Raw genomic sequence first — 26,122 nt, forward strand, 5'->3', positions numbered from 1 at the left:
AGGAGGATTCTAGAAATGGCTGAAGTACTCGTCCTCGTCGACCACGTCGACGGTGATGTCAAGAAGGTCACGCTCGAGCTGCTGACCGCGGCCCGCGCGCTGGGCGAGCCCTCCGCCGTGGTGGTGGGCCCGACCGGCACCGCGGCCAAGGCCAAGGCGGCGCTGGCCGGCCACGGCGCCGCGAAGGTGTACGCCGCCGAGGGCGACGCCGCCACCGGCTTCCTGGTGACCCCGAAGGTGGACGTGCTGGCGAAGCTCGCCGAGCAGGTCTCGCCGGCGGCCGTGCTCGTCGCGGCCAGCGCCGAGGGCAAGGAGGTGGCCGCTCGCGTCGCCGTCCGGCTCGGCTCCGGCCTGCTGTACGACGCCGTGGGCGTGAACGCCGACGGCTCCGTGGACCAGTCCATCTTCGGTGGCGCGTTCTCGGTGAAGTCCAAGTCCGCCAAGGGTTCCCCGGTGATCTCGGTGCGCCCGGGCGCGGTCGAGGCCGAGGCGGCCGAGGGCGCGGCGGCGGAAGAGACCGTCGAACTGCCGGAGCAGGACCCGGCGAAGTCCGCCAAGGTGACCGGCGTCGAGCCGATCGTCGGCGGCGACCGGCCGGAGCTCACCGAGGCGTCGATCGTCGTCTCCGGTGGCCGTGGCGTCGGCTCGGCGGAGAAGTTCGACGTCGTCGAGAAGCTGGCCGACTCGCTCGGCGCGGCCGTGGGCGCGTCGCGTGCCGCGGTCGACTCCGGCTACTACCCGGCGCAGTTCCAGGTGGGCCAGACCGGCAAGACCGTGTCGCCGCAGCTGTACATCGCGCTCGGCATCTCCGGCGCGATCCAGCACCGCGCCGGCATGCAGACCTCGAAGACGATCATCGCCGTCAACAAGGACGCCGAGGCCCCGATCTTCGAGATCGCCGACTTCGGCATCGTGGGCGACCTGTTCAACGTCGCGCCGCAGCTGACCGAGGCCGTGGACAAGCGCAAGGGCTGAGTTTTCCCGCTGCGGTTTTCCCGCTCCGAAGGCCGCCAGGGTCCGCCCTGGCGGCCTTCGGCGTTTCCGGGCCGGGGGAGAAAACCCTCAATTAACTCAACGTGCACTGATCGGTCATCGATTCGCACTCTCCGCGGTTTCCGGGTGGCGGGTACACCTTGACCATGACGTCGTCACAGCTCCTCGTCAGCACTGATCAGGCCGGTGCCGAGCTTCCGGCAGACGCGCCGCGCTACTCCCTCCTCGTCGCCCACGGGAACCAAGAAGTGGTGGCCGCGCAAAAACTGCGGTACGAGGTCTTCGCCGAGGAGATGGGCGCGCACCTCAATTCCCCGGAACCCGGCTTGGACGTCGACCACTTCGACGAGTTCTGCGACCACCTCGTGGTGCGCGACGACCGGACCGGTGAGATCGTCGGCTGCTACCGGATGCTGCCGCCGGAGCGCGCCGTGCAGGCCGGAAGCCTTTACTCCGACAGCGAATTCGACCTGACGGCGCTCACCGGACTGCGCCCGTCGCTGGTCGAAACCGGCCGTTCGTGCGTGCACCCGGACCACCGCAGCGGCGCGGTCGTCGGCCTGGTGTGGGCCGGCATCGCGCGCTACATGCTGCTTTCGGGCCACCGTTACCTCGCCGGCTGCGCGTCGGTCCCGCTGACCGGCGGCGGCAGCTACGCCGCGGGCGTCTGGGACCTGGTGCGCGCCAAGCACTATTCGGACGAGGCCACTCGCGTTTCGCCGCTGCACCCGTGGCAGGTCGACAGCGTCGCGCGCCCGGACCGCGCGGTGCTGCCGCCGCTGATCAAGGGTTATCTGCGGCTGGGCGCGAAGGTCTGCGGCCCGCCGGCGCTCGACGCGGACTTCGGCGTCGCGGACTTCTTCGTGCTGCTCGACCTGCACCAGGTGGACGAGCGGTACCTCAAGTTCTTCCTCGGGGTCCAGTCGTGAGCCACGCCTGGATGCCGACGTCGCCGTGTGGCGACGGCTGCCTCACCGAGGACGGGCCGACGGTCGGCCTCCCGCGCCGGGTGCTGCGGTTCAGCTGCGCGATTTCCGTTGTCGTGGCGGCATTGCTGACGGCGCCGCTGCTGCTCGTGCTGCGCGGACGCGGCCGGGAACGGTTGGTGCGCACCATCTTCCGCGCCGTGCTGCGGTCTTTCGGGGTGAAGCTGTCGGTGCACGGTGGCGCGGACTTCCTGGCCGCGCCCGCCGGCCGCGGCGCGCTGGTGGTGAACAACCACATCTCGTGGCTGGACATCGTCGCGATCAACGCGCTGCGCCCGATGCGCGCCCTCGCGAAGGTCGAAATCGGCGGCTGGCCGGTCCTGGGCACGCTGGTCCGCCGCGGCGGCAGCATCTTCCTGGACCGGACCCGCCTGCGCACGCTGCCCGGCACGATGACGGAACTCGCGGAGGCCCTGCGCTCCGGCTCACTCGTCAACGTCACCCCGGAAGGCACCACCTGGTGCGGCCTGGCCTCCGGCCGCTTCACGACGGCCACCTTCCAGGCCGCCATCGACGGCGGCGTGCCCGTCCGCCCGATCGCGCTGCGCTACCGCCTGTCGGACGGCCGCGAGACCAGCCGCCCGTCGTTCGTGGGGCCGGAGTCGCTGATCGCGTCGCTGCGCCGGGTGGCCGCGCTCCGCGGGCTGGTGCTGGAGGTCCATGTCTGCCCGGAGATCGCGCCGGGCCGTGCGGAGGACCGACGGTCGCTGGCCGGGCTGGCGGAGGCTTCGGTCCATTCGGCACTCGGGACGGTCCGGATCCCGCCACAACGCCGTCGCCGCGTGGCGACCACGCCGACGGGGGGTCCTGCGGTTGGTGCTGGTGTCGGTTCTGCGGCTGGTGCTCGTCCCGCGGTCGGCTCTGCGGTTGGTGCTGGCGTCGGTACTGCTGCTGGTGCCCGTCCCGCGGTCGGCTCTGCGGTTGGCGCCCATCCTGTGGTCGGTTCTGCCGGTTGATGCCTGTCCTGCGGTTGGGTCTGCTGTCGGCGCGGTGACTGCTCCGGTTGTCACTCCGACTACCCACTCGGCCCTCCGCGTGACGCTCGGTTCGGGAGCTGTCCGGTGTCCGCTCGGGTAGCTGCGCGGGTCACCCGTCCGGTGCGTGTTCCGGCTCCGGCCGCGCGGACTGGCATCAGCTCCGCGGTTGCTCCGAAGGCCCGTCCGAACGCCACTCCGACTGCTTGATCGGCGGCTTCCCGGACCGGCTCCTTGCCAGACCGGCGGCTTGCTGGGCTCGCCTGCGTACCCGGACTAGCGGCTTGCTGAGCCGGGCTGTGTGCCGGGCCATCGGCTTGGTGGACTTAGCCGTTCGCCGGATCGGTGGCTTGCTGGACTTAGCCGTTTGCCGGGCCGGCGACTGGCTGGGCCTAGCCGCTTGCCGGCTCGGCGGGTTGCCGGACTTGGCTGTTGCCGGGCGGCGGATGACCAGATCTGCCCGCTTGCCGGACTAACGCCTTCCCGGCCTTCACTACTTGCCGGACGTCGGCTTATCGGACATGACTACTTGCCGGGCCAGCGGGTTGACGAGCTTGGCTGTTTGCCGGACGCCGGCTCTCCGGACATGACTATTTGCCGGACTGCGCCCAACCCCCGTCGTCCAGTTGCCGCCGGTGTCGCGCCGCCCGGCCGAATCCTCGTTCGGCCGGGCGAGCCGTTCCCGGCGTCGTCAGGAAACGGCGAGAGTGATCTTGCCGCCCGGGTGACCGTCCAGGCTTTCGCGCAGGGCGTCGGCCGCGTCGGCCAGCGGGTAGCTCCTCCCCTGGGCGATCCGCAGCCCGCGCTGGACGTGCTCCAGGATCGTGTTCAGCACCTCGGTGCTCTGCCCGTCGCTGCCACCTGCGGAGAACGTCAGGCCGAGCTGGAACGCGGCCGGGTCCGCGATGGTCACCACTCGCTCCTGCGAACCGAGCAGTTCGACGGAGTCCGGCAGCACGCCGTGGCCGGAAGCGTCGAAGACGGCGTCGACGGGACGGTCCGTCGCCTCGCGGACGCGTTCGGGCCAGCCCTCGCCGTAGAGGATCGGGATCGCGCCGAGGGACTTGACGTCGTCGAGGCTGCGCTGGCCCGCGGTGCCGAGGACGGTCGCGCCGAGGGCGACGGCCATCTGCGTCGCGATCCGTCCGACGGCGCCGCTCGCGCCGTGGATCAAGAGCACCTCACCGGACTTGACGCCGAGCAGGCTGAGCACGCGCAACGCGGTTTCGCCGGCCACCGGCAACGCGACGGCGTCCGCCCAGGAGAGGCTCGACGGCTTGCGCGTGATCGCCTCGGCCAGCGCGTACTCGGCGTACGAGCCGGTGGCCGACCAGCCGAAGACCTCGTCGCCGACGGCGAAGGCCGCGCCTTCACCGGCCGCGTCGACGACCCCGGCCAGCTCAAAGCCCGGGATCTGCTCGCCGTCCGGCTTCTTGTCCTCGCTCATGCCGCCGCTGAGGATTTTCCAGTCGAGGGGGTTCACGCCGGCCGTGCGGACGGCGACGCGGACCTGGCCGGGGCCGGGCTCGGGCACCGGTACCTCGCTCAGCCGCAGGACTTCCGGCCCGCCGTACTCGGCGAAGGTGATGGCTCGCATGGGGGTTCACACTCTCCTTCGATTCAGGACGCCCGGTCGAACGTCCTGCCTAGAGTCAACTGTTCCCGGTCGCCGTCCGAACCGCTCGGACGAGCAGCGTTCACTAGCCGGACGAGTAGCCGGGCCCACCGCGCACGTCCCTACTGTGGACGTATGGACGAATCCTGGGCTGATCCGGCGCACCTGCTCGACGTGGTCACGCGCATCATCTCGGCGCCCCGGCCCGAGCTGCTGCCCCGGTTCTCGCGTGAGCTCGCGGCCGTGCTGCCGCACCGCGCGGCGGCCATGCAGACCGGCGACTGCACGCGCAGTCCGTTCAAGGTCACCGGCGACACGACCGTGACGGACGCCGTGACCAGCGCCGAGCTGGAGCGCCTCGCGGACGTCGGCGTCGCGGGCGAGGCGGTGGTCGTCGAGGGGGTGCTAGCGGGCGTCGAGAGGACGCTTGTCCTGCTGACCTCGCGGCCGGCCGTCGGCAACGGGGCGATGCTGGTCGTGGTTCCCGACGGTGCCGTCCCGTCGGCGCGCGACCTCGGCCTCGCCGCCCGGCTGTGGCACCTGTCCTGCACGGACGCCGGCCAGCGGGCCGTCGACCCTGGCCCCGACGTGCTCGCCACGAACCTCGCCGCGGCGGCCGCCCGCGCCCAGACCGTGACGGACCTCGGCCAAACCCACGCGACGACGCTCGTCGCCCTGCTTTCGGTACTCCGCTCGGGCCGGCTGGGGGACAGCGCCGCTCGCCAGATGGCGACGGATCTGGCCGCTCGCGCCCTCGTTGACCTCCGCGCGGTGACGGAACGTGATGAAGTGCTGTCGGCGGAGTCTGCTCGCGCCGCGTTCAGGGTGCTCTCGGAGCAGCTCGCGCCCGTCGTCAGCCACGCTGAGGTCGGGGTGGACCTGGTCGGCCCGGTCGAGGACCGCCGGCTGCCGCAGGACATCGCGCACACCGCCCGCACGGTGACGCGTGGCCTGGTCATCGCCGCGCTCGACCGCCCCGGCACTACCCGTGCCCGCGCCTCCTGGCACTTCGACGGCCCCGTCCTCCGCATCACCGTCCGCGACGACGGCCCGGACGCCCCCGACATCGTCGTCGCCCCGGGCCTCACCGAGCGCATCACCCCGCTCGGCGGCCACTGGGAGGTGGACACCGTCCCCGGCTGGGGGACGACGATCACCGCCGCCCTGCCGCTGACCACCGCCGAACCGCCCGAGCTGCGCCCGCTGGACCGGCTGAACGCGCGTGAGCTGGAGGTGCTCGCAGGCATTTCGGAGGGATTGCGCAACCGTCAGATCGCCGACCGGCTGCAGCTGAGCGAGCACACGGTGAAGTTCCACGTCCGCAACCTGCTGGAGAAACTGAAGGTCACCTCCCGCGGCCAGGCCGCCGCCCTCGCCCACGACCTGCGCCTGGAGCCGGTCACGGTCCACCGGACGGCGTGAGTTCCACTGCCGATCGCTGACCACCGGATCGCGTGAGCCCCGCGCCGATCGCTACGCGTACGTCTGTGCTCAGGCGACCTGTTTCCTAACTCACGCCAGGTTTCTGCCCGCCGGCTCCGCGCCGTGTGACTGGCTTTCGACTCGTTTTGGTGAGCTCTGTGCACTGCTCGGCTGCCGGTCAACGGCGGGTTTTCTCGGCGCGCTGGGCCATCTCGCCTCAGACTCCACTGCGCTGCCCTGTGGGTAGGCCCGTCTCCTTGCTTGCGCCGCGAATGCTTACTGCGCCGCGAACCTCGCCACGCCGCGAAACTGAGGTTCCCCCTGGGCGGTGGACACCGAGCTAGCAGGACTGCGGTCCTGCTGGAAGGATGTCCGTTATGCCTCCTCGTAAGCGTCGGTCGTACACGGCCGAGTACAAGATTGAGGCTGCGCATCGTGTGATCGACTCCGACCGCACGATCGCCGAGGTTGCCCGTGAGCTGGGGATCGATCCGGGGATGTTCAGTGTCTGGGTCAAAGACGAACGGCGGAGGATCGCCGCCGCCGGGGTCCACGGCGAGAAACCCCTGGAAGCTGCAGAGCAAGCCGAACTGCTGCGATTGCGCAGGCAGGTGGCCGAGCTGGAGAAGGACAACGCGTTCTTGGTAAAAGCGTCGGCGTACTTTGCCGCGATGCAGAAGAACCCGCGAGGTTCGATCTGATGGCGAAGTACGCCGGCCCCGACGAGCCCGCCGGCTCCACACCACCCGAGGGCACACGGTTCTCTGTCCTGCGCATGGCGCGGCTGCTCGGTGTCTCGACGTCCGGCTACTACGCGTACATGAAACGTTCCGCAGCAACGATGTTGACGCCCCGGCGGCAGCGCCGCGCTGATCTGGCGGTGAAGATCCTCGACGTACACACCGAGTCCGACGGTACCTACGGGTCCCCGCGGATCACCGCCGAACTACGGGCACGCGGTGAAACAGTGAACGAGAAAACCGTCGCGGCAATCATGGCCGGAATCGGGATCGAGGGCATCAGTCCCCGCACCTTCAAAGTCCGCACCACGGTGGTTGACCCGGCGGCGTCGTTTCCGCCGGATCTGGTGCGACGCAACTTCGACCAGGGCAAGCTCGACGCGGTCTGGCTGACCGACATCACCTACCTCACCTGCGGTGAGGGTGATCTGTACTTGTGCGCGATCCGCGACGGGCATTCCCGCCGCGTGCTCGGGCACATCGTCGCCGACCATATCGGTGCTGACATGGTCTGTGAGGCCATCGACGCGGCGGTGGCCTGCCGCAGCCGCGGTGTCGCCGGCACAGTGCTGCATTCCGATCGCGGTGGGGAATTCACGGCCGGGTTGACGGCGCGAGCCTGCGACCGGTACGGGTTGAAACGGTCGATGGGTGAGACCGGTATCTGCTGGGACAACAGCCCCGCGGAATCGTTCTGGTCAACGTTCAAGCACGAGTACTTTTACCGCCACACGTTCACAGTCAAGGCAGAACTTGTTGCTGCAGTTGACAAGTGGATCGGTCGGTACAACAATGAGAGGCGTCACTCGGCTATCGGGATGCTCAATCCTGTGTGCTACGAACAGTCCCTGACAGGCGCAGCGAAAGCTGCTTGAAGACCTGTCCACTGTTCGGGGGGAACCTCAAACCTGCTGTCCCCTCAATCCCTGCCGCACCCGCTGTGTCATACCGCCGAGCCCATCCGCGCGCCCGCCCACCACCCCAAGGCCAACGGCACAGACCACACCGGGCGGCCAACACTCACCCCACCGCTGCCCAATTCCACGATGCAGTGCCTGCCCACCCCACAACCCGGATCCCCCGCCCGATAGTCGATCCGGCGTATTGACCTTCACCGCGCTGGAGGTTGCACGCTGGCGATCATGACCCAGACGGCCGCCGCCCCGCCCCGAAGAAGCGTCCTGTGGAGCCGCGAGCATCGGCTCACCACAATCGGCCTGCTCTTGGTGGTCACGCTGGTCGCGTTCGAGAACATGGGTGTCGCTACCGCGATGCCCACTCTCGTCGCGGATCTGCACGGCCTCGCGCTCTACTCGTGGCCGTTCACCACGTTCCTGATCGCCAGCGTGGTGGCGACGGTGCTGTCCGGCCGCATGGGCGACCGCCGCGGCCCGGCTCCTGCCCTGATCGCCGGGCCGGTGCTTTTCGCCGCCGGCTTGCTCGTCGCCGGCACGGCCGACGGGATGCCCATGCTGCTGGCCGGCCGCGCGCTGCAAGGCCTCGGCTCCGGTTTCCTGCTGGTCGCCGTGTCGCTCCTGATCGCCGCGACGTTCACCGACCGTGAACGTCCGGTCATCTACGCCGCCAACGCCGCAGCCTGGGTCCTGCCCGCTGTGGTCGGCCCGTCCGTCGCGGGCCTGATCACCGTCAGTATCGGCTGGCGGTGGGTGTTCCTCGGCCTGATCCCGCTGGTCGCGATCGGCGTGGCCCTGCTCGTCGTCGTGGCCCGCCGCCTGCCCACGCACGCGCCGACGGCCACAGCCCGCCGTGCAGGCGTGATCCCCGCCGTGGTCGCCGCGCTGGGTGTCGCCGCCCTGAGCTGGGCCGCCCAACACCCGTCACCGGCCGCCATCGCGTACGGCGCCGCGGGCCTTGTCGCCTTAGCCGCTGCCTTGAGGAAGCTCCTCCCCACCGGCACTCTGACCGCCCGCCCGGGCCTGCCGACCGTCATTGCCTCCCGAGCCCTGCTTTCCGGCGCCTACGCAGGAATGGAGGCCTACCTGCCCCTCACCATGAGCGCCGTCCACGGCTACGGCCCTGCCATGGCCGGCCTGCCCTTGACGATTACCGCGTTGGGCTGGTCAGCGGGCTCGGCGCTGCAGGGCCGATTCCTCGACTGGTCCCGCGAAGCGTCCTTGCGCACCGGTTTCGCCTTGGTCGCCGTGAGCCTGGCCGGGTTCGTGCTGGTGTCGCAGCCCTGGTTCCCGGCCTGGCTCGCGTTCGTGATCTGCGCGGTCGGTGGTGCCGGCATGGGCATCGCGATGCCGGCCATCTCCGTCCTGCTGCTCAGGTACTCGCCCGACGGCGAACGCGGTTTCAACACCTCGGCCATGCAGCTCGCGGACTGGGTCGGCTCGGCCCTCCTGATCGGCCTCGGCGGCGTGCTCCTCGCCATGGTCGCGTCGGCCGTCCACCCCTCAGCGGCGATGGCGATCCTCGGCGCCGCTCTCGTCCTGCTCACCTCGCTGGGAGTTCGCCTGACCAGCCGCTGGCCGCGGAAGGTGTGACAGGCCACTTCGGCGACCAGGGTGGGCTTCGTCACCGGCTGGAGCGGACTACCCTGAGGGGGCGATGACCTATCTCGACCATGCGGCGACCACCCCGATGTTGCCCGAAGCCGTGGCGGCGATGACCGAGGCATTGTCCACCGTGGGCAATGCCTCTGCGTTGCATTCCTCGGGACGCCGAGCGCGCCGCGTGGTCGAAGAGTCCCGGGAAGTCATAGCCGCCGCTCTCGGTGCCCGTCCCTCCGAGGTGATCTTCACCGGTGGCGGCACAGAGAGTGACAACCTGGCGGTCAAGGGAATCTTCTGGGCCCGTCACAACGAGCAGCCTGAGCGCCGCCGAATCCTGTGCGGCGCCGTCGAGCACCACGCCGTCCTGGACACCGTCGAGTGGCTTGAGGCCGAGTGCGGCGCCGAGATCACCTGGCTTGAGGTCGATGCCCAGGGCCGGGTCTCGCCGGACACCCTCCGCGCCGCCATCGGATCGGCGCCCGAGACAGTCGCCCTCGCGACGGTGATGTGGGCCAACAACGAAGTCGGCACCATCAGCCCCATCGCCGAACTGGCCAGCGTATGCGCCGAGTTCGGCATCCCGCTGCACACCGATGCAGTCCAAGCGGTCGGCGCCATTCCCGTCGACTTCGCAGAGAGCGGCGCGGCCGCGTTGACCCTCACCGGCCACAAGCTCGGTGGACCGTACGGCGTGGGCGCGCTCCTTCTCGGCCGCGACACGGCGTGCGTGCCGGTGCTCCACGGAGGCGGCCAGGAACGGAGCGTTCGCTCGGGCACCCTCGACGTCCCGGCGATCGTCAGCTTCGCCGTGGCAGTCCGAGCAAGCGTCGAAGCCCGCGAAGAGTACGCGGCGCGTGTCGAGAAGCTTCGCGACGAGCTGATCGACGCCGTCCTCCGTGAGGTGCCGGACGCCATCCTCAATGGCGGTTCCGGTGACCGGTTGCCCGGGCACGCCCACTTCACCTTCCCCGGCTCCGCCGGCGACAGTCTCCTGATGTTGCTGGACGCCAAGGGAATCGAATGTTCCACCGGCTCCGCGTGCACCGCCGGCGTCGCCCAGCCCAGCCACGTGCTGCTCGCCATGGGTGCCGACGCGGCTGCGGCGCGGGGATCCCTCCGATTTTCGCTTGGCCACACGTCGACACTGGATGATGTGACGGCGCTTGCGCGCGAGATCGGCGGAGTCGTTGCGCGAGCCCGGCAAGCGGGACTCGCCGGTATGCGTAAGCAGACCCAGAAGCAAGAGGTGTAAGCAATGCGGGTACTGGCCGCGATGAGCGGAGGAGTGGATTCGGCTGTCGCAGCCGCGCGTGCGGTCGACGCCGGCCACGAGGTCGTTGGCGTGCACCTGGCTCTGTCCGCCAAACCGGGCACGCTGCGGACTGGTTCGCGTGGGTGCTGCACTATCGAGGATTCGCATGATGCCCGCCGCGCGGCCGACATCATGGGCATTCCCTTCTACATCTGGGACTTCGCCGAGCGCTTCACCGAAGAGGTCGTCGAGACCTTCGTCGGCGAGTACGCCGCCGGCCGCACCCCGAACCCCTGCGTCACGTGCAACGAAAAGATCAAGTTCGAGGCGCTGCTGGAGAAGGCGATGGCGCTCGGCTTCGATGCAGTAGCGACCGGCCATTACGCCCGCCTTGCCGTTGTGGACGGCGAACCGAAACTTCGGCGCAGCGCGGACGAGGGCAAGGACCAGTCGTACGTGCTGGCCTCGCTGACCCCGGAGCAGCTCAGCCACGCCATGTTCCCCCTCGGCGATTCGTGGAAGTCCGAGGTGCGAGCGGAGGCTGAGCAGCGTGGGCTTTCCGTGGCGAACAAGCCGGACAGCCACGACATCTGCTTCATCCCCGACGGCGACACGCAGAAGTTCCTCGAGAACCGGCTCGGGCAACGGCCCGGTGAGCTGGTTGACGCTGAGACCGGTGCCGTGCTGGGACAGCACACCGGTGTGCACGGCTTCACAGTCGGACAGCGCAAGGGGCTGGGGATCGAAGCCCCGGCGTCTGATGGGCGTCCGCGGTATGTCCTTTCGCTCGAACCGGTTTCGGGCACGGTGAAGGTCGGCTCGTCCGCTGGGCTCGGCATCGACGCGATTGAAGCCGACCGTGCGATTTGGCCCAGTGGACAGGCACTCGACGGCCCCACTGAGTGCGTCGTCCAGGTGCGAGCGCACGGGGGCATTGCCGAGGCGGTCGCGGAGGCTGACGGCGAGCGGGTCAGCATGCAGCTGCGCGAACCGTTGCGCGGCGTCGCCCCGGGCCAGATCGTCGTCCTCTATCGGCCTGACAGCGAGGCTGGCGACCTCGTGCTGGGCAGCGCGAAGATCTCCAGCACGAGCTGATTGACCAGCTGGGTTCTCAGGCGCCCAGCCTCGTCTCACCGAGCTGTTCGGAGCTGGGTCGCGGCTCGTGTAGTGGCGTCGGAATGCTCTCCGCTCTCAGCCCGGTTGGGGTGGCGACCATGAGCGTTCCATCGGCGCGCACCTTGTACTCCCAATCGACGCGGTCCTTGAGACGCCGGTGCCGAAGGCAATAGCTCAACGTGCTGTCGGTACCGGGTCCAGGCTTGGCGGATTCGGTTGCAGTGTTCTCCGTCGCGCATCCCTGCACCGGCCGTGGACAGCCGGGGTGACGGCACTCGCGGTCTCTGATTCGTGTGAACTCGCTGACGTCGACGCTCGGCCGGTATCGGAACTTGCCGACCTCGATGACCTGTCCGTTGAGCGGGTCGGTGATGAGTCGTCGCAATGTCGTGTCCGGCCCGGTCGCGATGTGGCGGGCGACCGCGGCCGGGACGTGCCCGTGGTCCGCCAGCTCGGCAGGGCTGTCGTTCAGGCCGAGGTAGGTCTGCAGGTCGACGTAGAGATAGACCTCCGTCCGTTCGCCGGCTCCGCCCTTCCCAGTGAGCAACAGGTCGAGTGCAACATCGGTACGGAGCTGATCGAGCGTGCGTTTCTCGCTGCCGGTCTGGAGTGAGCGAGCGATTTTGTCGATACGCAGGTAAGCGGCGTTGGCCTTCTCGGCCGGCGCGTTGTCGACGGACAGGTGCGCGACGCCATCATCCTGCTGGTGCAGCGCGACTCTGCGTTCGCCCCGCCTCCTCAAGGCGCGATTCGCAGCGCCTTCCGGATCGGCCTTCATGGCGGCATAAGCGGTGGCCTTGCGAATCTGAGTCGGGTTCCTGCCCGAAAGCCTTCCCTCGAGGACGATGTCGACGAGCCGCGCGTTGTGGTCCGACAGCCACATCGTGCCGTCGGTGACCTTCATAGCGCGGTAGAGATCCAGGGATCCGTTGTCCATCAAGCGAAACGTCCGCGGGAGGCGGCTGGTGAGGGCTTCCGCCGCGGAGATCATCGCGCCGGCCCGGTTGTCGGTGATGCTCAGGGCCAGCGCTGTTTCGGCGGCGAGTTCACGGCGGTCAGCCCTTCGTCTTCGCAGGCCGGCCAGGCAATGGAGCTGTAGTGCCTGCAGCCGCGCTATTTCCGAGCTTGCGCTTCGTGTGACCTGCATGAGCTGTTCCGGATGCAGCTGCTCGAACATGTCGAGGTTTGTCTGCATCGCGCGCAGCAGGAAGGCTAGATCGGTTGTCTCGGCGGGCTTTTCAGTGCCGGTCTTCGGCAGTTCCGGGTGGTTCATGTCGGCGACCATACGCACGATTCGACGCGTTGGCACGAAAAGAATGGTGCGAAAGGTCCCCTCGCGACATTCTCTTGTCGTCGCCTCACGGTTCTGGCAAGGTGGAACTGCAGAGCGAAGTTACTGTCCTAAATAGATTGAAATGAGGTTAGAGCTTCAGTTTGAAGCCGGTGTGGCTCGCAACGAAGCCGAGGCGTTCGTAGAACTTGTGCGCTCCGGCGCGCGACGCGTCCGAGGTGAGCTGGACGAGCGCGCAGCCGCGGCGTTGTGCCTCGTCGATGGCCCATCGCATCAAGTCGCCGCCAAGGCCGGCGCTTCGATGATCGCGGCGGACGCGTACCGCTTCGATCTGGCCGCGTAGTGCGCCACTTCGGGCGAGCCCGGGGATGAACGTCAGCTGCAGAGTCGCTACTGGTTCGCCGTCCGAGACTGCGACAGCCAGGAACTGGTTGGGATCCGCGTCGATGGCCTGGAAAGCCCGCAAGTACGGATCCAGGTCGTCAGCCGAATCCCTGGTGGCGCCAAGCTGATCGTCGACGAGCATCCGGACGATCGCCTCGATGTCGTCGCGCCGGGCCTTCCTGATTTCGATGTCGGGCATGGAGGTCAGTATTCCAGCGATCGGGTGAACGGTTGGCAGGTGAGGCCGAAACCCGTGCGTGCAGGAGCTGACCAGGCGGGAGTCCGGTGCGGCCGTCGGCAGCAGCGTTGGCGTGCTTGGTCGAGCATCCCTGTGAGCACGGGCGCGCGGCTTCATGGCGAGCCGCGCGCATTCGGTCCAGATGACGGTGTGTCGCGCCTTGTCTGGTCGTGAAGGAAATGCTCGGCCAGATGGTGCGGCGCTTGTCGTCACTAAACGGCGACAGCGTTCATGACGGTCGCAGGGAGATTCGGCCCAGGGTCTGCGCGGGTCAGGTGGTCTTGTAGTGGCGAACTCCATCGACCTGCTGGGCGACGAGCTTGTTCTGCGCGACGAGGAGGTCGAGGTGGGCGCCGGTCTCCAGGACGGCCAGCATCTGGTTGAAGGCGTCCATTTCGGACAGTTTCCGGCCACGTCGCGTCCAGCCCAGCCGGTTCGCGGTGTCGTACGCGGTGGTGGCACCGGCTTCCACCTGGGCGGCCATCGTCTCGAGACGTTTCCGGTGGTGCTCGAGGAGTTCGTCGATCCGGGTGTGCACGCTGTCGGAGACGGGGCCGTGGGCGGGCAGCATGCGTTGGTCGGGAAGCGCGCGGACGATTTTCAGCGAGTCGAGGTAGTCGCTCAACGGCGACTCGGCGGGGACGGGCTGGAAGCCGATCGACGGGGTGATGTGCGGGAGCACGTGGTCGCCGGAGAAGAGCAGGCCGGCGGCGCCGTCGACGAAGACCACGTGGCCGCTGGTGTGACCAGGGGTGTGGACCACGTCGAGCTCACGGTTCGGCAGCACGGTGCGACGGCCGGGGGTGAGCCACTCGTCGGGGCTCTCCCACAGGTGAGCCTCGGTGTGGCGTGGCGAGTCACCGAACAGTTGTCTGAGCGCGGCCACGACGGAGTCGGCTCCGCTGAGGCGAAGCAGCTCGATCTGGGCCTGCATCGGGAACTGGTCCGGGCTGGACGAAGCCTTCAGGGACGGTTCCTCCAGCTGGCCCAACGAGATCTTGTTGCCGAATTCCCGTCGAAGGACGACTGCCTGCGTGTAGTGGTCGCGGTGGACGTGGGTGATCAGGAATTCGCGCACGTCGCCGAGTTCGGCGCCGATGGCCTTGAGCGCGTCGGTGAGCAGTTGGCGGGCTTCGGGCAGGGCCCAGCCGGAATCGATGAGGACGAGGTTCGTGCCATCGGTGACGGCGTAGACGTTGACCGCGCGGAGGGCGTCGTTCGGCAACGGCAGCGGGATGCGGTAGACGCCGGCGGCCACCTCGTAGACGCCGGGCTCCGCCCAGTTTCGGCTGCTGTCTTCGGGCAACGACTCCACGGCGACCTCCGTCCGGACGGGACTCCGGCGTCCCGGCCTTTTTCCTCACATTGGGCCGTTATCGTCCCGGTGTCCACCTGGGCGGGATGAGAGACCGGTCACTCGGTCAGGCGATGGCCCGGGCGAGCGCGGTGTCGATGGTGAGGGTGGTCGCGACCACCATGCTGGCCAGCGGTTCCGGCAGCTGGCGCGGAATTTCGACGACGTAGGTGTGCGGGGGAAGGCTGTTCGCCGGCTCGGGAGGTGGTTGCCGGACGCGGGCGACCTCGGTGTTCGCCTGGTTCTTGATCGCGATGTCGCCCGTTCGCCAGTCCGCGGTGATGACCGTGCCGATGGTGCTGCCGCCGACGACGAACGTGAAGCGGGTCTCCCCGGCGGCGGGCTCGCGGAGGATCTCGCCGATCGGCGTCTCGTCGGCACGGGTCACCAGGAAGCGGGGGCGCGGGTCCTTCGCCGGCCTCGCCACTTTCAGGACGGTGCTGTGGTTGGCGTCGCGGACCTCGAACTTGTGGGTGACGTACTGGTCGTACTTCGGCAGCAAGCGCGCGGCCTTGCGCAGGAAGCCCTGACTGACGTCGGCGACGCCGCCGAAGCGGGCGCCGTTCTGGTCGAAGACGCCGTACTCCTCGGCCGCCTCGAAGATCTCCGGCCGGCGGCTGACCACGAGCACCGGCTCGGTGAAGAGGGTGCCGCCGTAGGAACGGCCCGGCGAGCGCCGTTCGGGGATCCGCGTCTCGCCGTTCCACCGAGGGGGCTGATCGGGACTCACCTCGTCGGGGTACCTGCCCGGCGGTGGCGGCGCGGAACTCGTCATGACAGTCCACGGTATCGCTGTCCCCGCGAAATCGGTGCTGGCAAAGGGATATGCGGCGAATGTCCGGCTCAGGCCCGCGCTCCTGAGCGGCCCGGTGAGGCCAGCCACGGCCGGCTCGGCGAGAATCGCCGTCGTGACTGAACGAGCTTGGCCTGCGGGCGCCGCCACCGCGATCGGCTCGATGCCTGGGACTGACCCGGCCGAAGCGGCCGCGGTCGTGTTCGGCGAGCTGCCCGACTTTCCGCACGTGCCCGAGCTTCCGGCGCGCGGGGTGGGCGCGGACATCCTCGGCCGCACTGCCGCCCTGCTCGTCGACCTCGCCGTCGAGGTGGTGCCCAGTGGCTATCGCGTCGCCGCGCATCCCGGGCACGAGCACCGGCGCGGACTCGACCTGCTGCAGTGGGATCTCGACGCGATCCAGGAGGCCAAGGAGAAGGCCGGTGTCACGCCGCCGGTGATCAAGACGCAGATCGCCGGCCCGTGGACCCTCGGGGCCGGCATCGAACTGGCACGCGGGCACCGTGTTCTCACCGACCGCGGAGCGCTGCGGGACTTCACGTCGTCGCTGTTGGACGGTCTGGCCCAGCATGTCCGGGAGCTGACGGCGCGGACCGGGGCGCCCGTCGTCGTGCAGCTCGACGAGCCGTCGCTGCCTGCGGTGCTTGCCGGTGGGCTGTCGACGCCGTCTGGCTATGGCAACGTCCCGGCTGTGCCCGCGCCGGACGTGCGGAACCTGCTGTCGACGGTGATCGACGGCATCCACCGCGTCACCGACCAGCCCGTGGTCGTGCACTGCTGCGCGCCCCGGCCGCCGATCTCGCTGTTCCGCGCGGCCGGCGCGGGCGCGATCGCGTTCGACTTCTCGTTGCTCAGCGGCTCGCCGGCCGCCTTCCTGGATGAGATCGGCGAGGCGTGGGACAGCGGTACCACCCTGTTCCTCGGCCTCGTGCCGGCGACGGACCCCGGCGCGCCCCTGACCTTGCGCGACATCGCCGCGCCCGCGTTCAAGCTCGTCGACCGCCTCGGCTTCAACCGGGAAATCCTGGCTGAGCGCGCCGTCCCGACGCCCGCGTGCGGGATGGCGAGCGCGACGCCGGATTGGATGCGCACCGCGCTGTCCCTGGTCCGCGGCGTCGGCAACGCGTTCCTGGAACCGCCCGAGACTTGGTGAGCGTCAGCCGGGAGTGATGACGCAGGAGTCGAAGCGCGCGCTGAAGCCCGGTCCTTGCGGCGACGCCGCCATCACGCCGGTGAACACGGGCGCGTTCGGCGGAAAGTACGCCAGCCGGGCCATCCGCGTCGCCGGTGCGCCATCGAGGCCGTACTTCACCGTCGCCGTGTCCCCGGTCCGCTCGACGGCGATCGTCACCGATGCGGGTGACGCCGGCAGCGAGACGACCGACCAATCCGAGACCTCCCGCGTCACCACGACGCTCAGGAGCTGCTCGCCGTCGACGTACTCGATGCCCGTCTTGAGCCACGTCGCCTCGTCGATGCGCAGCAGTAGGCCCGCCTGGTCGTAGAGATGCGTGTAATCGCCGGAGAACGTCGCTGTGGCCGCGAAATCCCCGGAAACCGTGCGGCCGAGCGCGTGGCCCGTGTCGCGGACGAAGCCGTAGTGGGTGGTGCGCCAGAAGTCCGTGTCCGGCGCCGTGCGGACGACCAGGCCGTCCGAGGCGTCGTAGTCCGCGGGCGGGTTCAGCCATTGCCAGCCGGTGGTGCCGAATGCGTCCATGACGCCGAGTCTGCCAACCCGCGGACGGCGGAGGCGCCGAACTTGTAGCGTGTCGGGGACCGACCGAAACGGGGATTTGCCGATCATGCGCCTGTTCCGCCGCCGTCACAGCAGCGGCTCCGACCTGCCCGACCCGCGCACGCCGTGGCCCGACCGGCCCGTGCCCGCCGACGCCGAAGCCGCGGCGGCGAAGTTCTGGCAGGCCTGGTTCGAGATGCTCCCGCTGCTCAGCGCGGCGTTGGGCGACCGTGAACCGCAGCGCTTCGAGCACGACCTGTGCGTGCTGGTCGAGGCGCTGCACCCGCGGCTGCACTTCGCGCTGGAGCGTGGCCGCCGGGCGATCTACGCGCTCGTCATCAGCAGCCAGGAGGACCCGGAGCTGCGCCCGTACACCGACGCGTGGAAGGCCGCCGCGCCGCCGGACGACGCCATCTGGGAGTACCACGATTCCGTCCCGCCGGTGCCGGACCCGAGCGAGGTGACGGTGAACCTCGGCGAGCACCGGATCAGCCTCGCCGACGTGCGTGTGGTGGCTCAGGTGGACGCCGAGGTCGTCGATGTCGCCGTCTATCACCCGCTGCTGGCCGAACTCGACGAGGCGGCCCGCACCACGATGACCTTCCTCCCGCTGGACGCCACGCTGGGTGAGCGGCTGGCCGCCGAACGCCTCCGCCGCGTCGAGACCTCCTCGGCCGAGCCCGAGGGCGCGATCAGCCTCTTGGCGCTCCGCGAGCTGGTCTACGCCCTGGACGAGCGACCGGGCGAAAGTGTCGGTACCTCCGACTAGGGTTACCACCCGTGAGCAGCGACCTTCCCCAGAACCAGCTGGCCGCCCCCGCCGAGGCGGCCGAGGACGTCACCGACGTCCCCGCCGACGTGCGTGAGCGCCACGCCGCCCTCGCCGAGGAGATCCGCGGGCACCAGTTCCAGTACTACGTGCGGGACGCGCCGCTGATCTCCGACGGCCAGTTCGACGCGCTCCTGGGCGAGCTGCAGGCCATCGAGGACGAGCACCCGGCGCTGGTCACGCCGGACTCGCCGACGCAGAACGTCGGTGGCACGTTCTCCACCGAGTTCACCGCGCACGATCACCTCGAGCGCATGCTCAGCCTGGACAACGTCTTCGACACCGACGAGTTCCTCACCTGGGTCGAGCGGGTGGAGAAGGAGATCGGCGCCACCGAGTACCTGGCGGAGCTGAAGATCGACGGCCTGGCGATCAACCTGCTGTACGAGAACGGCAAGCTCACCCGTGGTCTCACCCGCGGCGACGGCCGCACGGGCGAGGACGTCACGCTGAACATCCGCACCCTCGAGCAGGTCCCGGACACGTTGGCCGGCTCCGACGAGTTCCCGGTGCCGGCGCTGGTCGAGGTGCGCGGCGAAGTCTACTTCCGTGTCGAGGATTTCCTGGAGCTCAACGCCAAGATGGTCGAGGCGGGCAAACCGCCGTACGCAAACCCGCGCAACACGGCCGCGGGCTCTTTGCGGCAAAAGGACCCCAAGGTCACTAGGTCCCGGCGGCTGCGGCTGATCTGCCACGGCCTCGGCAAGCGCGAGGGCTTCGAGCCGGTCACGCAGTCGCACGCGTACGACGCGCTGGTGGCGTGGGGGCTGCCGGTTTCCCCGCACACGCGCGTGCTGCACACGGGCAAGGAGCTCACCGACCACATCGCCTACTGGGGCGAGCACCGGCACGACGCGGAGCACGAGATCGACGGCGTGGTGATCAAGGTCGACCAGGTCTCGCTGCAGCGCCGGCTGGGCACCACGTCGCGCGCGCCTCGGTGGGCGATCGCGTACAAGTACCCGCCGGAAGAGGCCATCACCACGCTGCTGGACATCCAGGTGGGCGTCGGCCGCACCGGGCGTGTGACGCCGTTCGCCGTCACGGAGCCGGTGAAGGTCGCGGGCTCCACCGTCGCCCGGGCCACGCTGCACAACCAGGAAGAGGTCAAGCGCAAGGGCGTCCTGATCGGCGACCGCATCGTGATCCGCAAGGCGGGCGACGTGATCCCCGAGGTGCTCGGCCCGGTCGTCGACGCGCGCACGGGCAACGAACGCGAGTTCGTCATGCCCACGGACTGCCCGGAGTGCGGCACCGAGCTGGCGTACCAGAAGGAGGGTGACAAGGACATCCGCTGCCCGAACACCCGCTTCTGCCCGGCGCAGCTGAGGGAACGGCTGTTCCACCTGGCCGGGCGCGGGGCGTTCGACATCGAGGTGCTCGGTTACGAGGCGGCCGTCGCGCTGCTGGACGCGCGTGTGGTCGCCGACGAGGGCGACGTCTTCGACCTGAGCGAGGAGTCGCTCGCCGAGGTGGAGCTGTTCCGCACCAAGGCGGGCGAGCTGTCGGCGAACGCGCACAAGCTGCTGTCGAACCTCGACGCGGCGAAGGACCGTCCTCTGTGGAAGGTGATCGTCGCGCTGTCGATCCGCCACGTCGGGCCTACGGCGGCGCAGGCGCTGGCGCGCGAGTTCGGCTCGATCCAGCGCGTCGAGGAGGCGTCGGAGGAGGAGCTCGCGGACGTCGACGGCGTCGGCCCGACCATCGCCCACGCCGTGCAGGAGTGGTTCGAGGTCGGCTGGCACCGGGAGATCGTCGAGAAATGGCGAAACGCCGGCGTGCGGATGGAGGAGGCGCGCGACGACTCGATCCCGCGGCACCTCGAAGGGCTTTCCATCGTGGTGACCGGCTCGCTCGACGGGTTCTCCCGCGACGAGGCCAAGGAGGCCATCATGGCCCGCGGCGGCAAGGCGGCGGGCTCGGTGTCGAAGAAGACGGCGTTCGTCGTGGCAGGCGAAGCGCCGGGGTCGAAGTACGAGAAGGCCGTGCAGCTGAAGGTGCCGGTGCTCGACGAGGACGGGTTCCGCGCGCTGCTGGAACGCGGGCCGGAGGCGGCGGCCGAGATGGCGTTGCCGACTGGTGACGACGACGAGGCCGGGGCTGATTCCGGTGCCGAGCCGGGCGCTGATTCGGGCTCGGAGTAGGGCGCTGGGCCGGGGGCCGGAGTCCGGATCTGGTGGAGACACAGTCTGAGGGGACGGGGCAGGACGATGGCTGATTACGAGATCCGGCCGCCGCGCGGTGACGAGTTCGCCGCGCTGGGGGAGCTGACCGTCCAGGCCTACCGGTTCGGTGGCCTGCTCGTGGCGGACGTCGGTTACGAGGACGAGCTGCGCGACGTCTCCCGTCGCGCGGAGCACACCGAATTGCTGGCCGCGGTGGACGTTTCCGGGCAACCGCTCGGCTCCGTCGCGGTGGTGCGCCCGGGCACGAAGTACGCGGAGATCTCGCGGCCGGGTGAGCTGGAGTTCCGCATGCTGGCGGTCGCGAGCGCGGCGCAGGGCCGCGGAATCGGCGAGGCCCTGACGCGTGCGGTGCTGGGGCGCGGGCGTGAGCTGGGTGCGGGCCGGGTCGTGCTGTGCAGCCTCGACAGCATGCGGACCGCGCACCGGCTGTACGAGCGCATCGGCTTCCACCGGCTCCCGGAACGGGACTGGCAGCCGTTCCCGGACGTCACCCTGATCGCGTACGGCTACGACCTCTAGCGGGTTTTCGTCTCGTGCGGACCGGTTGCCGTTCATTGGCGACAGCGCCGTTTCCTGCGTGGTGTCGGTGTTCCGGCAGATAGCCGAATCCCGCGTTCGTCAGCTGATGGCGATGCCGACGACCTGGGTTCGCCCTCCATCGGCGACGGTTGGCTGGCGCTCGTCGTCCAGAGGCGACGGCTGATCAGCGTTCGCCACATGGCGGCGAACGGCTGGCCGCTGTTGCCGTTTGGTGGCGACGGGCCGGTTGTCGTCGGGCGGGGGAGCCTGTCAGCCGTCCAGGACGACGGCGACGATGCCGGCGAAGTGGGCCAGGCGGGCGACCTCAGCGGCGCGGAAGTTCGGGCCACCCGGGCGGGCTACGAGCAGGGCCTTGCCGGGCTTGCCGAGCGGCGTGGCCGCCAGTTCGGTGCCGAGTTCCTTCCAGGTCTCCGGGATCCAGTCCTCTTCGCCGTCCAGCACGGTGGCGCGTTCCAGCGGCAGCCACGGCAGGTCGGTGAACGGGTTCTCCGGCGCGGCGCTCGACGAGGCTAGACGGCGGGTGCCCGACTCGGCGTGCTCGACGACCACGGCCCAGCCCGCGCGGATGATCTTCGGCACGCCCTCGGCCAGCAGGTCGAGGCCGGACTTGGGCTGGGCGGCGATCTCCTCGACCAGTTCGAGCTCGCGATGCGTGTCGAGGACTCCCGCGTACGGGCGCACGGCGTCCACCTCGACGCCTTCGATGCTCTCGGCCGCCGTGATGAGCGCGTCCGGCAGACGCCCGGACGGCAGCTCCACCACGAGGTCGTCGATGGCGACGCCGCCGCCGCGCTCCACGACGTCGACGCTGAGGATGTCGGCGCCGACCGTGCCGAGCGCGGTCGCGACGGCGCCGAGGGTGCCTGGTGAGTCCGGAAGCTGGACCCGGAGCAGGAACGACACCACGCGCCCCTCTCGCCTCAGGCGTTCCAGCCTTGCCGTGGAACGCGCGTGCCGGCCGCCGATTGTGACAGACCGGGCAGTGGATGTGGACCGCTGTCCGGCGAGCGGGACACCAGCGGGGCGCCCTCGCCCCGGGCCCGCCCGGCGATAACCCGGTCGAGCTCGCCGACGCCGTCACCATAGACTTGCAGCTTCCGACCGCACCCGCACAGCACAACCCGGGAGTCACCCGCGTGCCCAACATTTCCCGAGACGAGGTCGCGCACCTCGCCAAGCTGGCCAGGCTGGCCGTGACCGACGACGAGCTGGACGTCTTCGCGGGCCAGCTCGACCAGATCCTGGACTCGGTGGCGAAGGTGAGCGAGGTCGCCGCGCAGGATGTCCCGCCGACTTCGCACGCCGTGCCGCTGACCAACGTCTTCCGTGACGACGTGGTCCAGCCCTGCCTCACGCAGCAGCAGGCGCTGGCCGGCGCGCCGGCCGCCGAGGAGGGCCGGTTCCGGGTGCCGCGGATTCTGGGAGAAGAGCAGTGAGCGAACTCGTCAAGCTGACCGCCGCCGAGCTGGCGGCGAAGATCCACGCGCGCGAGGTGTCCGCCGTCGAGGTCGCCCAGGCGCACCTGGACCGGATCGCCGAGGTGGACGAGCACGTCCACGCGTTCCTGCACGTCGACACCGAGGGCGCGCTGGGCGCGGCCAAGAACGTCGACGAGCAGCTGGCCGCCGGCGAGCAGCCCGCGTCGCCGCTGGCGGGCGTGCCGCTGGCGCTGAAGGACGTCCTCACCACGAAGGGCATCCCCACCACTGTCGGCTCGCGCACGCTCGAAGGCTGGCTGCCGCCGTACGACGCGACGGTCACGCGCAGGCTGCGCGAAGCCGGCGTCGTCATCCTCGGCAAGACGAACATGGACGAGTTCGCGATGGGCTCGTCCACGGAGAACTCGGCCTTCGGCCCGACGCACAACCCGTGGGACCACGCGCGCATCCCGGGCGGCTCCGGCGGCGGCTCGTCCGCGTCGATCGCCGCGTTCGAGGCCGCGCTGGCCATCGGCACCGACACCGGCGGCTCGATCCGCCAGCCCGGCGCCGTCACCGGCACTGTCGGCGTGAAGCCGACGTACGGCGGCGTCTCGCGTTACGGCCTCGTCGCCTTCTCGTCGTCGCTCGACCAGGCCGGCCCGTGCGCGCGCACGGTGCTGGACGCCGCGCTGCTGCACGAGGTCATCGCCGGCTACGACCCGATGGACTCGACGTCCATCAACGCCCCGGTTCCGCCCGTCGTCGCGGCTGCGCGCGAGGGGGCCAACGGCGACCTGACGGGCGTCCGCGTCGGCGTGGTCAAGGAGTTCGGCGGCGACGGCTACCAGAGCGGCGTCCTGCGGTCGTTCCAGGCCGCGGTCGAGCAGCTGCGCGCGCTCGGCGCCGAGGTCGTCGAGGTTTCGTGTCCGCACTTCACCTACGCACTGCCCGCGTACTACCTGATCGCGCCCAGTGAGGCGTCGTCGAACCTGGCCCGGTTCGACGCCATGCGCTACGGCCTGCGCGTTGCCGACGACGGTTCGCACAGCGCCGAGGAGGTCATGTCGCTGACGCGCGAGAAGGGCTTCGGCGCCGAGGTCAAGCGCCGGATCATGCTGGGCACCTATGCGCTGTCGTCGGGTTACTACGACGCCTACTACGGCTCCGCGCAGAAGGTCCGCACGCTCATCACGCAGGACTTCGCGGCCGCCTTCGAGCAGGTGGACGTGCTCGTCTCGCCGACCACGCCGACCACGGCGTTCAAGATCGGCGAGCGCGTGGACGACCCGATGGCGATGTACCTCGCCGACCTGTGCACCATCCCGTCGAACCTCGCGGGCAACGCCGCCATGAGCGTCCCGAGTGGACTGTCCGACGAGGACGGCCTGCCGGTCGGCCTGCAGATCATGGCCCCGGCGCTCGCCGACGACCGGCTTTACCGCGTCGGCGCCGCCTACGAGGCCGCACGCGACGCCGCCGCCGGCGGGTCGCTCGTGCACCAGGTCCCGGAGCTGGGAGGAACGAAGTGACTGCCGTGGCCGAGTTGATGGACTACGCCGACGTCGTCGAGCGGTTCGACCCGGTGCTCGGGCTCGAGGTCCACGTGGAGCTCAGCACGAACACGAAGATGTTCTGCGGCTGCGTCAACGAGTTCGGCGGCGAGCCGAACACGAAGACCTGCCCGACCTGCCTCGGCCTGCCCGGCTCGCTGCCGGTCGTGAACGGCAAGGGCGTGGAGAGCGCGATCCGCATCGGCCTCGCGCTCAACTGCGAGATCGCCGAGTGGTGCCGGTTCGCCCGGAAGAACTACTTCTACCCGGACCAGCCGAAGAACTTCCAGACCTCCCAGTACGACGAGCCGATCGCCTTCAACGGCTACCTCGACGTCACGCTGGACGACGGCGAGGTCGTGCGCGTGGAGATCGAGCGCGCGCACATGGAGGAGGACACCGGCAAGTCGCTGCACGTGGGTGGCGCGACCGGCCGGATCCACGGCGCGGACTATTCGCTGCTGGACTACAACCGCGCGGGCGTGCCGCTGATCGAGATCGTCACCAAGCCGATCGAGGGCACCGGCGCGCGGGCGCCCGAGGTCGCGCGGGCGTACGTCAGCGCGCTGCGGGACCTGCTGAGCGCGCTCGACGTGTCCGACGTCCGGATGGACCAGGGCTCGCTCCGCTGCGACGCGAACGTGTCGCTGATGGCCAAGGACGCCACCGAGTTCGGCACGCGGACCGAGACGAAAAACGTCAACTCGCTGCGCAGCGTCGAGCGCGCGGTGCGGTACGAGATGACGCGCCAGGCGGCCATCCTCGCCGGCGGCGGCTCGATCCGGCAGGAGACGCGGCACTTCCAGGAGGCGGACGGCACCACGTCCGGCGGGCGCATCAAGGAGACCGCGGAGGACTACCGGTACTTCCCGGAGCCCGACCTGGTGCCGATCGCCCCGTCGCGCGAATGGGTCGAGCAGCTGCGCGCGACGCTGCCGGAGATGCCGTCCGAGCGGCGCAAGCGCATCCAGACCGAGTGGAGCCTGTCCGACGAGGCGCTGCGCGACCTGCTGAACGTGGGCGCCGTCGACCTCGTCGCGGCCACGGTCGAAGCCGGCGCGTCGCCGGACGAGGCCCGCGGCTGGTGGGTGAACACGCTCGCCCAGGAGGCCAACTCGCGTGAGGTGGAGCTGGCCGAACTGGCGATCACGCCGGCGCAGGTGGCCGAGGTCGTCGGGCTGGTGTCCTCCGGCGAGCTGACGAACAAGCTCGCCAAGGAGGTCGTCCAGGGCGTCCTCGCGGGTGAGGGCTCGCCGCGTGAGGTCGTGGAGAAGCGTGGGCTGAAGGTCGTCTCCGACGACTCCGCACTGCTCGTTGCCGTGGACGAGGCGCTGGCCGCGCAACCGGACATCGCGGAGAAGATCCGCGGCGGCAAGGTCGCGGCCGCGGGCGCGATCGTCGGCGCGGTCATGAAGGCGACCAAGGGCCAGGCCGACGCCAAGCGCGTCCGCGAGCTGATCATCGAGCGCGTCGGTTCCTGAGTGTCGTTCTCCGTCAAACGTGTCACCTGGCGCGAGTGGCTCGGTCTGGGGGCCGGGCTGCTCGCGTTGGGATCGCTCTTCTTGCCGTGGACGACGCTGACCGCGGACGCTGCCGCACCGGACGTGCGCGACGCCTTCGCGTCGCTTCCCCACGGCGACGTCGTGCGGTCGGCGTGGAACTCGGATTTCTTCTCGTGGTTTCCGCCGTTCGTGCTGCTGCTCGCGGGCGTGGCGGTGGTGCTCTTCGGGCAGGTGACGAAGGCGCGGACCAGCGGGCTGCCGCACCTGTGGCTCGTCGCAGGCCTCGGGACACTGCTGCTGATGATCATCGGCTGGACCACGCTCGCCTGGATCTTCGACAGCGACCAGCGCGCCTTCCTGCAGACGGCCGGTATCGCGATCAACGCCGGGATCGGGCGATACCTCGGGATGCTCTTCGCGGTGGTCTCGGTGGTGACGGCTTTCCTGGACATCCGCGCTGCCCGCGCCGAAGCCCGAGCGCCGCGCCCTCGTCGTTCCTGAGCGGCGACGGTTCCGCGGTTCTTCGTCGGGGAGCCGTCGCCGATTGTTGTCGCCCTTGATCGGCGATGCTCGGACTTGCCGTTGGTCGGCGACGTCCGGGCCGCGGCCGATCGGTGAGGTCTGGAGAATCGTCGGCAGCTGGCAACAGCGCAGGTGCCCGGTCCCGTCGATCGTCGGGGCGGAG

24 protein-coding genes are annotated in these 26,122 nt (G+C 69.7%); 17 read left to right on the plus strand and 7 right to left on the minus strand.

Going from position 1 to position 26,122, the window contains the following annotated elements; genetic code table 11:
• Positions 1 to 15 precede the first annotated feature (15 nt).
• The 3 genes from OG371_RS24820 (at position 16) to OG371_RS24830 (ending at position 2,935) form a co-directional block, all read left to right on the plus strand.
• Entirely contained in the window at positions 16 to 975 is a 960-nt protein-coding gene (locus OG371_RS24820) for an electron transfer flavoprotein subunit alpha/FixB family protein (protein ID WP_329057469.1), read from the plus strand.
• 164 nt (positions 976 to 1,139) lie between these two features.
• Entirely contained in the window at positions 1,140 to 1,922 is a 783-nt protein-coding gene (locus OG371_RS24825) for a GNAT family N-acetyltransferase (protein ID WP_329057470.1), read from the plus strand.
• Positions 1,919 to 2,935 (plus strand): lysophospholipid acyltransferase family protein, encoded by a 1,017-nt coding sequence (locus tag OG371_RS24830; RefSeq protein WP_329057471.1) that lies wholly within the window; start codon positions 1,919 to 1,921, stop codon positions 2,933 to 2,935. The genes OG371_RS24825 and OG371_RS24830 overlap by 4 nt, the downstream gene beginning before the upstream one ends.
• A gap of 709 nt (positions 2,936 to 3,644) precedes the next feature.
• On the opposite strand, the gene OG371_RS24835 is transcribed toward OG371_RS24830, so the two are convergent.
• Complete coding sequence (locus tag OG371_RS24835; protein ID WP_329057472.1) at positions 3,645 to 4,550, minus strand: NADP-dependent oxidoreductase; 906 nt, start codon at positions 4,548 to 4,550, stop codon at positions 3,645 to 3,647.
• 153 nt (positions 4,551 to 4,703) lie between these two features.
• Between OG371_RS24835 and OG371_RS24840 the strand changes: the two genes are divergently transcribed.
• The 6 genes from OG371_RS24840 (at position 4,704) to mnmA (ending at position 11,593) form a co-directional block, all read left to right on the plus strand.
• Complete coding sequence (locus OG371_RS24840) at positions 4,704 to 5,990, plus strand: helix-turn-helix transcriptional regulator (protein ID WP_329057473.1); 1,287 nt, start codon at positions 4,704 to 4,706, stop codon at positions 5,988 to 5,990.
• Positions 5,991 to 6,367: 377 nt separating this feature from the next.
• Complete coding sequence (locus tag OG371_RS24845; RefSeq protein WP_329057474.1) at positions 6,368 to 6,691, plus strand: transposase; 324 nt, start codon at positions 6,368 to 6,370, stop codon at positions 6,689 to 6,691.
• The gene (locus OG371_RS24850; RefSeq protein WP_329057475.1) at positions 6,691 to 7,605 is read left to right on the plus strand and encodes an IS3 family transposase; all 915 of its coding nucleotides are present in this window, start codon (positions 6,691 to 6,693) and stop codon (positions 7,603 to 7,605) included. Before OG371_RS24845 ends, OG371_RS24850 begins: the two co-directional genes overlap by 1 nt.
• Positions 7,606 to 7,872: 267 nt before the next feature.
• On the plus strand, positions 7,873 to 9,237 hold the full coding sequence (locus OG371_RS24855) for an MFS transporter (protein WP_329057476.1): 1,365 nt from the start codon (positions 7,873 to 7,875) through the stop codon (positions 9,235 to 9,237).
• A gap of 64 nt (positions 9,238 to 9,301) precedes the next feature.
• Positions 9,302 to 10,498: a cysteine desulfurase family protein gene (locus OG371_RS24860; protein WP_329057477.1), complete on the plus strand. Its 1,197-nt coding sequence runs from the start codon at positions 9,302 to 9,304 to the stop codon at positions 10,496 to 10,498.
• 3 nt (positions 10,499 to 10,501) lie between these two features.
• On the plus strand, positions 10,502 to 11,593 hold the full coding sequence (gene mnmA / locus OG371_RS24865) for a tRNA 2-thiouridine(34) synthase MnmA (RefSeq protein WP_329057478.1): 1,092 nt from the start codon (positions 10,502 to 10,504) through the stop codon (positions 11,591 to 11,593).
• Positions 11,594 to 11,609: 16 nt separating this feature from the next.
• Here mnmA and OG371_RS24870 read toward each other — a convergent pair whose 3' ends face one another.
• The 4 genes from OG371_RS24870 to OG371_RS24885 form a co-directional block, all read right to left on the minus strand.
• Entirely contained in the window at positions 11,610 to 12,899 is a 1,290-nt protein-coding gene (locus tag OG371_RS24870) for a DUF222 domain-containing protein (protein ID WP_329057479.1), read from the minus strand.
• Between the two features lie 136 nt (positions 12,900 to 13,035).
• Positions 13,036 to 13,488: a GNAT family N-acetyltransferase gene (locus tag OG371_RS24875; RefSeq protein ID WP_329057480.1), complete on the minus strand. Its 453-nt coding sequence runs from the start codon at positions 13,486 to 13,488 to the stop codon at positions 13,036 to 13,038.
• A 310-nt stretch (positions 13,489 to 13,798) separates the two neighbouring features.
• Positions 13,799 to 14,842: an MBL fold metallo-hydrolase gene (locus tag OG371_RS24880; protein ID WP_329057481.1), complete on the minus strand. Its 1,044-nt coding sequence runs from the start codon at positions 14,840 to 14,842 to the stop codon at positions 13,799 to 13,801.
• A gap of 106 nt (positions 14,843 to 14,948) precedes the next feature.
• Positions 14,949 to 15,656 (minus strand): scramblase, encoded by a 708-nt coding sequence (locus tag OG371_RS24885; protein ID WP_329057483.1) that lies wholly within the window; start codon positions 15,654 to 15,656, stop codon positions 14,949 to 14,951.
• Between the two features lie 133 nt (positions 15,657 to 15,789).
• Here OG371_RS24885 and OG371_RS24890 point away from each other — a divergent pair, with 133 nt between their 5' ends.
• On the plus strand, positions 15,790 to 16,827 hold the full coding sequence (locus tag OG371_RS24890) for a methionine synthase (RefSeq protein WP_329057484.1): 1,038 nt from the start codon (positions 15,790 to 15,792) through the stop codon (positions 16,825 to 16,827).
• A 3-nt stretch (positions 16,828 to 16,830) separates the two neighbouring features.
• Here the strand turns inward: OG371_RS24890 and OG371_RS24895 are convergent, their stop codons facing one another.
• Positions 16,831 to 17,391, minus strand: a complete 561-nt coding sequence (locus OG371_RS24895; protein ID WP_329057486.1) for a DUF1349 domain-containing protein — start codon at positions 17,389 to 17,391, stop codon at positions 16,831 to 16,833.
• Between the two features lie 85 nt (positions 17,392 to 17,476).
• Between OG371_RS24895 and OG371_RS24900 the strand changes: the two genes are divergently transcribed.
• From OG371_RS24900 to OG371_RS24910, 3 genes are all read left to right on the plus strand, one after another.
• Entirely contained in the window at positions 17,477 to 18,178 is a 702-nt protein-coding gene (locus OG371_RS24900) for a hypothetical protein (protein ID WP_329057487.1), read from the plus strand.
• Positions 18,179 to 18,189: 11 nt separating this feature from the next.
• Entirely contained in the window at positions 18,190 to 20,382 is a 2,193-nt protein-coding gene (gene ligA, locus OG371_RS24905; RefSeq protein WP_329057489.1) for an NAD-dependent DNA ligase LigA, read from the plus strand.
• A gap of 66 nt (positions 20,383 to 20,448) precedes the next feature.
• The gene (locus OG371_RS24910) at positions 20,449 to 20,943 is read left to right on the plus strand and encodes a GNAT family N-acetyltransferase (protein ID WP_329057491.1); all 495 of its coding nucleotides are present in this window, start codon (positions 20,449 to 20,451) and stop codon (positions 20,941 to 20,943) included.
• Positions 20,944 to 21,213: 270 nt separating this feature from the next.
• On the opposite strand, the gene OG371_RS24915 is transcribed toward OG371_RS24910, so the two are convergent.
• Positions 21,214 to 21,867 carry an amino acid-binding protein gene (locus OG371_RS24915; protein WP_328612349.1) on the minus strand — a complete coding sequence of 218 codons (654 nt, stop codon included), beginning with the start codon at positions 21,865 to 21,867 and terminating at the stop codon, positions 21,214 to 21,216.
• Positions 21,868 to 22,100: 233 nt separating this feature from the next.
• Here OG371_RS24915 and gatC point away from each other — a divergent pair, with 233 nt between their 5' ends.
• The 4 genes from gatC to OG371_RS24935 are packed head-to-tail and all read left to right on the plus strand — an operon-like array spanning position 22,101 to position 25,938.
• Entirely contained in the window at positions 22,101 to 22,400 is a 300-nt protein-coding gene (gatC, locus tag OG371_RS24920; RefSeq protein WP_329057494.1) for an Asp-tRNA(Asn)/Glu-tRNA(Gln) amidotransferase subunit GatC, read from the plus strand.
• Complete coding sequence (gene gatA, locus OG371_RS24925) at positions 22,397 to 23,914, plus strand: Asp-tRNA(Asn)/Glu-tRNA(Gln) amidotransferase subunit GatA (protein WP_329057496.1); 1,518 nt, start codon at positions 22,397 to 22,399, stop codon at positions 23,912 to 23,914. The genes gatC and gatA overlap by 4 nt, the downstream gene beginning before the upstream one ends.
• Positions 23,911 to 25,416: an Asp-tRNA(Asn)/Glu-tRNA(Gln) amidotransferase subunit GatB gene (gene gatB / locus OG371_RS24930; RefSeq protein WP_329057498.1), complete on the plus strand. Its 1,506-nt coding sequence runs from the start codon at positions 23,911 to 23,913 to the stop codon at positions 25,414 to 25,416. The genes gatA and gatB overlap by 4 nt, the downstream gene beginning before the upstream one ends.
• Positions 25,417 to 25,938, plus strand: a complete 522-nt coding sequence (locus OG371_RS24935) for a hypothetical protein (protein ID WP_329057499.1) — start codon at positions 25,417 to 25,419, stop codon at positions 25,936 to 25,938.
• Positions 25,939 to 26,122 lie beyond the last annotated feature (184 nt).

This window comes from Amycolatopsis sp. NBC_01480, from assembly GCF_036227205.1.
GTDB lineage: Bacteria > Actinomycetota > Actinomycetes > Mycobacteriales > Pseudonocardiaceae > Amycolatopsis.